7 protein-coding genes and 1 pseudogene are annotated in these 6,545 nt (G+C 71.7%); 3 read left to right on the forward strand and 5 right to left on the reverse strand.

The genetic code is table 11. From position 1 onward, the window contains the following. Positions 1-393, reverse strand: a pseudogene (locus tag HUU95_RS05440) (nucleotide disphospho-sugar-binding domain-containing protein); the annotation flags it as partial. Positions 394-493: 100 nt separating this feature from the next. Next, positions 494-1,177, reverse strand: coding sequence for a Yip1 family protein (locus tag HUU95_RS05445; RefSeq protein WP_174279183.1), 684 nt, complete (start codon positions 1,175-1,177; stop codon positions 494-496). 109 nt (positions 1,178-1,286) lie between these two features. Here HUU95_RS05445 and hslV point away from each other — a divergent pair, with 109 nt between their 5' ends. From hslV to hslU, 3 genes are read left to right on the forward strand one after another with little or no spacing between them, the layout of a single operon-like run. Beyond that, a complete protein-coding gene (hslV, locus tag HUU95_RS05450; protein ID WP_174279184.1) occupies positions 1,287-1,865 on the forward strand; it encodes an ATP-dependent protease subunit HslV in 579 nt (192 codons plus the stop codon). Then, entirely contained in the window at positions 1,855-2,895 is a 1,041-nt protein-coding gene (locus tag HUU95_RS05455; RefSeq protein ID WP_174279185.1) for an aldo/keto reductase, read from the forward strand. Before hslV ends, HUU95_RS05455 begins: the two co-directional genes overlap by 11 nt. A 13-nt stretch (positions 2,896-2,908) precedes the next feature. Next, positions 2,909-4,225, forward strand: a complete 1,317-nt coding sequence (gene hslU, locus HUU95_RS05460; protein WP_174279186.1) for an ATP-dependent protease ATPase subunit HslU — start codon at positions 2,909-2,911, stop codon at positions 4,223-4,225. A 13-nt stretch (positions 4,226-4,238) separates the two neighbouring features. On the opposite strand, the gene HUU95_RS05465 is transcribed toward hslU, so the two are convergent. From HUU95_RS05465 to purM, 3 genes are all read right to left on the reverse strand, one after another. Further along, positions 4,239-4,805 carry a hypothetical protein gene (locus tag HUU95_RS05465; RefSeq protein ID WP_174279187.1) on the reverse strand — a complete coding sequence of 189 codons (567 nt, stop codon included), beginning with the start codon at positions 4,803-4,805 and terminating at the stop codon, positions 4,239-4,241. Further along, positions 4,802-5,353, reverse strand: a complete 552-nt coding sequence (gene purN, locus HUU95_RS05470; RefSeq protein ID WP_174279189.1) for a phosphoribosylglycinamide formyltransferase — start codon at positions 5,351-5,353, stop codon at positions 4,802-4,804. The genes HUU95_RS05465 and purN overlap by 4 nt, the downstream gene beginning before the upstream one ends. Before the next feature lie 174 nt (positions 5,354-5,527). Beyond that, on the reverse strand, positions 5,528-6,545 hold a 1,018-nt coding region (gene purM / locus HUU95_RS05475; RefSeq protein ID WP_174279188.1), incomplete at its 5' end, for a phosphoribosylformylglycinamidine cyclo-ligase.

Genomic DNA, 6,545 nt, shown 5'->3' on the forward strand with positions numbered 1-6,545 from the left:
CAGGCCCAGCCGGCGCGCGATCAGCGGTCCGGCGGGCTCCGCCGCGTCCGCGATCACCGCCGTCGCGCCGATCCGGTCGAGCATCGCGGGCGCGTCGCGGAGCAACGCCCCCGTCATCGCCGCCGTCGCCCGGATCATGCGCGGCAGCCCGACCGGTCCGGTCGGGCGCGCGAGCGTGGCGAGATAGGCGTCCAGGCGCGGCTGGCCCTTCCGCGGCGCGAGCGGCGCGAAGCCGACCGCGTCGTCGGTGACGAACCGCGCCGCGTCGGCGAGGTGCACGACCGTCACGCGATGGCCCAGCGCGCGCAGTTCGGCGCCCAGCACCTGGAGGGGATTGAGGTGGCCGGGCAGCGGCGCGGCGATGATCGCCAGATGATGGGCCCGCCGCGTCATACGACGTCCCTACCGCACCGCGCGGCCAGGCCTATGCGAGAAGCCAGGGTCGTCGAGACATCCCCGCCCGGCGGCAAGCACCGGGCGGAGCCGCCCGTCATCAATTGACGGTGATGCTGCCCAGCGTCGGCGTCGGCGTCACGGCCGCGACGATCGTGCCGGCGACGATGCCCACCACGAAGAACACCCCGATCGCGATCAGGACCGTGACGATGATGTAAGCCACCGTCTTGTCGGGCGCGGACCTCATCAGCAGCGGCAGTCCCAGGTACAGCAGGTAGATGGCGTAGATGCCCGCGATCAGCGTCGCCAGCCCGCCCAGCTGCGGAATGATGTACAGGATGCCCGCCGCCCAGACCGGAGCGGAGACGAACGCGATCAGCTTGGTCGCGGCCGTGCGGTTGTTCTGCCCCCCGAACTGCGGCGCCAGCGCGGCGACGATCAACGCGGTGATGAACACCGACAGGATCGACAGGAGGAAGCCGACGATCGCGCCCGTCACCGCGCCCGCGACGCTGGTGCGCAGGATCACGCCGAAGATGTGCGGCGGGAACAGCACGGAGCCGACCGCGCGGGCGATGGCCGGGATCGCGGCGAGCGGCACCACCACGCCGGTATAGATCGCCTGCTCGGTCATCGGCGACGCCTCGATCCGCGCCCATTCGGCGGCCGGCGCGGTGACGAGGCCCTTGATCCGCGCGATCAGCCCGGCGGCGTCCGGGCCGGGCGAATAGGGCGGCGGCGTGATCGGTGACGGGCGGTCGCCCGGAAACTGGCTGGCCATGAAACTTCCCCCCTTGATGACGGGGCGGAAGCTGCACCGATTCGCGGTCGATTGCCAGCCCGCCCGCCACCAGATTGCGCCAAGCCGCGCCCTCCCCATATGCGCGGCCATGCAAGGCTCCTCCGCGCCCGTCTGGCACGGCACCACCATCGTCTCCGTCCGCCGCCACGGCCGCGTGGTCATCGCCGGCGACGGCCAGGTCACGCAGGGCCAGACGGTGATGAAGCCCAATGCCCGGAAGGTCCGGCGGCTGGGCGAGGGCAAGGTGATCGCCGGCTTTGCGGGGGCGACCGCCGATGCGTTCACGTTGTTCGAGCGGCTGGAGGCCAAGCTGGAGCGGCACCAGGGCCAGCTGCTGCGCGCCGCCGTTGAGCTCGCCAAGGACTGGCGCACCGACAAATATCTGCGCAACCTGGAGGCGATGCTGATCGTCGCCGATACCGAGGTGACGCTGATCATCACCGGCAATGGCGATGTGCTGGAACCGGAGGCCAAGGACGGCACGGTCGTCGCCGCGATCGGCTCGGGCGGAAATTACGCGCTCGCCGCCGCCCGCGCGCTCACCGACTATGAACAGGATGCCGAGACGATCGCGCGCAAGGCGATGGCGATCGCGGCGGAGGTCTGCGTCTATACCAACGACCGGCTGACGGTGGAGTCGATCGGGGACGCGCCCGATGCTGTATAGCCGCCTGGGCCAGTCCGGGCTGATCGTGTCGCGGCTGTCGCTGGGCACGATGACGTTCACGCGCGGTGGCGGCAACGCGGCGATCGCCAAGACCGATCAGGCGAGCGCCGACCGTATCGTCGGCCGCGCGCTGGATGCCGGGGTCAATTTCATCGACACCGCCGACGTCTATGCCGACGGCCAATCGGAGGAGATCGTCGGCGCGCTGATCCGGGGCAGGCGCGACCAGGTCGTGCTCGCCACCAAGGCCGGCTGGCGCAAGGGGGAGGCGCTGAACCGCTCGGGGCTCGGCGCGGTGCATCTCCTGCGCTCGATCGACGAAAGCCTGACCCGGCTCGGCACCGATCACGTCGACCTCTACCTCGCCCACCGCAACGATGCGAACACGCCGCTGGAGGAAACGCTGCACGCCCTCGACGCGATCGTGCGGGCGGGCAAGGCGCGCTATCTGGGGTTTTCCAACTGGCCCGCCTGGAAGGTCGCCGCCGCCGTCCAGTATCAGCGCGATCACGGGCTGGCGCCGTTCACGCACGGGCAGATGATGTACCATCTGCTCGGCCGCGGCATCGAGGACGAGGTGGCGCCGATGCTGCGCCATTTCGGGTTGGGGCTCACCGCCTGGTCGCCGCTCGCCGGCGGCTTCCTGTCGGGCAAGTACACGCGCGACAAGCTGAAGGCCGACGGCGCCGACCGCCTGTCCGGCTTCGACCAGATCCCCTTCGACAAGGAGAGCGGTTTCGCGCTGGTCGATCGGTTGCGCGCGATGGCGGACGCGCACGGGGCGACGGTGGCGCAGGTCGCGATCGCGTGGCTGCTCGCCAAGCCGCTGGTGTCGAGCGTCGTCCTGGGCGCGTCGAGGCTCGTGCAACTCGACGACACGCTTGCCGCCGCCGACCTCGCGCTCGGGCATGACGAGGTCGCCGAGCTGGACCGGCTCACCGCGCCGCCACCTTCCTATCCCGGTTGGGTCGTCGACGTGCCCGACGCCGCCATCACCGCCGCGCTGACCGCCCGGCCCGGCCAGCCCTGATCCGAGATCTGCATTGAACGACCAGCTCACTTCCAAGGCGCTCACCCCCTCCGAAATCGTCGCGGCGCTCGACGCGCACATCATCGGCCAGGCCGACGCCAAGCGCGCGGTCGCCGTGGCGCTGCGCAATCGCTGGCGCCGCCAGCAGCTGCCGCCCGAGCTGCGCGACGAGGTGACGCCCAAGAACATCCTGATGATCGGGCCGACCGGCTGCGGCAAGACGGAGATCAGCCGGCGACTGGCCAGGCTCGCCGATGCGCCGTTCGTGAAGGTGGAGGCGACCAAGTTCACCGAGGTGGGCTATGTCGGCCGCGACGTCGAGCAGATCGCGCGCGACCTGGTGGAGGAGGCGATCCGGCTGGAGCGCGAGCGTCGCCGCGCCGCTGTCAGCGACAAGGCGGACGCCGCCGCGCTCGCGCGGCTGCTCGACGCGCTGACCGGCAAGGGCGCGTCCGAGGCGACGCGCGCCGCTTTCGAGCAGCGCTTCCGCGACGGCCATCTCGACGCGACCGAGATCGAGATCGAGCTGGAAGCCGCACCGCAGATGCCGTTCGAGGTGCCGGGCTCCCCGCAGATCGGGATGATCAACCTGTCCGAGATGATGGGCAAGGCGTTCGGCCAGGGCCAGAACCTGAAGCGCCGCAAGCTCACGGTGCGCGCCGCTTGGGACAAGCTGCGCGAGGAGGAGGCGGACAAGCGGCTCGACAATGATGACGTCGCCCGCGTCGCGCTGGCGAGCGCGGAGGCGAACGGCATCGTCTTCCTGGACGAGATCGACAAGATCGCGGCCGGCGATGCGCGCGGCGGCTCGGTCAGCCGCGAGGGCGTGCAGCGCGACCTGCTGCCGCTGATCGAGGGCACCACCGTCGCGACCAAGTACGGGCCGATGAAGACGGACCACATCCTGTTCATCGCGTCCGGCGCGTTCCACGTCGCCAAGCCGAGCGACCTGCTGCCCGAGCTGCAGGGCCGGCTGCCGATCCGCGTCGAGCTGAAGGGGCTGACCGAGGCGGATTTCGTGGCGATCCTGTCCGACACCAAGGCGTCGCTGATCGCGCAATACCGCGCGTTACTCGGTACAGAGGGCGTGTCGATCGAGTTCGCGGACGACGGCATCCGCGCGGTGGCGCGGATCGCGGCGGAGGTGAACGCGGAGATCGAGAATATCGGCGCGCGGCGGCTGCAGACGGTGATGGAGCGGCTGCTGGAGGAGGTGAGCTTCGACGCGGAGCACAGCGCCGGCACGACGCTGGTGATCGACGCCGCCTATGTCGACCAGCAGCTCGCCAGCATCGCCCGCAACACCGACCTGAGCCGCTTCGTGCTCTAGGTCGGATCGGCGTTCACGGCTTCTCGCGCGCCCAGGCCGCGTCGAGGGCCGCCCTGGTCCCGCCATGACGCCGCAGCCGCAGCCCCGTCAGCGTCAGCGCCCTTCCTCGCAGGAACCGGCCCTGTGTGCGCCAGGTCACGTCGTACAGCCCGGTCGCGACGCGCGTCGCGTCGCCATCGGCATAGCTCGCCGCGATCAGCACCGGCAGGCGGCCGCTGCGCGTGTCGGCGCCGCCATCGGTCAGCTTGAGCAGCGCGTCCTTGAACGGCGCCGCCTCTAGGACCGGCTCGCCGGCCGGGTGCTGCGCCGGCACCCCGAGCGCGGCCGGATAGGTGATCGTCACCTCGTCCAGATCGTGCCTCGCGTCCGCCAGCTTGAGCCCGCCGCCGACCGGCATCGCGCTCAGTTCCAGCCGGGTGCCCGCGCTCGCCTGCGCCAGCTTGTCCGCCGCTGCGTCGCGCCGGTCGGCATAGCTGAACCATAGCGACGCGCCCGCGATCAGCACGCCCGCCAGCGCCACCAGTTCCGCCAGGTTCAGCCAGCGCCGCCGCGCCGCCCTGTTCTCTGACGCCTCGCTCATCGATGCACGAAGTCCTTCAGCACGCGCGGGTACAGCTGGTGCTCCGCCACCAGCACGCGCGCGGCCAGCGTCTCGGCGGTGTCGCCCGGCTCGATCGGCACGCGCGTCTGCCCCAGCACCTCGCCAGCGTCCAGTTCGTCGGTGACGAGGTGCACCGAACAGCCCGCCTCCCGCTCCCTCGCCGCCAGCGCGCGCGCATGCGTGTCGAGGCCCTGATAGGCGGGGAGCAGGGAAGGGTGGATGTTGAGGATGCGCCCCACCCAGCGCGCCACGAAGGCGGGCGACAGCAGCCGCATGTAGCCGGCGAGCGCGATCACCGCGACATCCGCCTCGCGCAACGCGTCGTCCAGCGCCGCCTCGAAAGCGGCCTTGCCGATGCCCTTGGGCGAGAGCGCGAACGTGGCCAGCCCCGCCTCGCGCGCCGACGCCAGTCCCCCCGCCTCGGGTCGATCGGAGGCGACCAGCACGACCTCGTACCCCGCCGCCTGCTCGACCAGCGCCTGCATGTTCGAGCCGCGTCCCGACAGGAGCACGCCCACGCGCGGTATCGCGGGGCCACCGCTCACGAGTGGGCGGCGCCCGGCGCGGCGAGACACCCGGCCCGATCGGCTGGGGTGTGACCCGACCCGGCATTGCCCGCGCCGGACCAGGCCGACACCGTCCAGTATCGCGCCCCGGCCAGCCAGCGTCCTGACGCTGGCGATGTGGCCGGTGCCAATAGTCTAGCCCACATGGCTCGCCCGCCAGCCCTCGCGCGCCGACCACGTCCCGCGCGAGCCCCGGACGATGCACCCGCGCTCGCCAGGTTCGACCTGCCCGATCGCGACGGCCGTCTCGCCCGCGTCGGTGAGCGCCGCCGCGACCGCGTCCGCCTCGTCGGCGGCGACCACGGCGACCATCCCGATCCCGGCGTTGAACGTCCGCGCAAACTCCGCCGGCTCGATCGCGCCCTGCGCCTGCAACCAGGCCATCAGCCGCGGCTGGTCCCAGCGATCGGCGTCGATCGCCGCCAGGCATCCCGCCGGCAGCACGCGCGGCACGTTTTCCAGCAGCCCCCCGCCGGTGACGTGCGCCAGCCCCTTGATCCGCGCGGCGCGCAGCAGCGGCAGCAGCGCCGCCACGTAGATGCGCGTCGGCGCCATCAACCAGTCGATCAACAGCCGGTCGGCATCGAACGGCGCCGGCCGGTCCAGCCGCCAGCCCTTGTCCGCCGCCAGCCGTCGCACCAGCGAGAAGCCGTTCGAGTGCACCCCGCTCGACGCCAGCCCCAGCAACACATCGCCCGGCGCGATCGCCGCGCCGGTCAGCAGCGCCGCCCGCTCCACCGCGCCGACCGCGAAGCCGGCCAGGTCGTAGTCGCCGTCCGCGTACATGCCCGGCATCTCCGCTGTCTCGCCGCCGATCAGCGCGCAGCCCGCCTGTTTGCAGCCCTCGGCGATCGAGGCGACGACGCGCTCCGCGATCGCCGGGTCAAGCCGCCCGCACGCGAAATAATCGAGGAAGAACAGCGGTTCGGCACCCTGGACGATCAGGTCGTTGACGCACATCGCGACCAGGTCGACGCCGACGCCCTCGTGCCGGTCCCAGTCGATCGCGAGCTTGAGCTTGGTGCCGACGCCGTCATTGGCCGCCACGAGCAGCGGGTCGACGAACCCCGCCGCCCTGGGATCGAACACGCCGCCGAACCCGCCCAGCTCGGCATCGGCGCCCGGCCGCCGCGTCGCGCGCGCCAGCGGCGCG

Source organism: Sphingomonas bacterium (genome assembly GCF_903643065.1).
Classification (GTDB): Bacteria; Pseudomonadota; Alphaproteobacteria; order Sphingomonadales; family Sphingomonadaceae; genus Sphingomonas.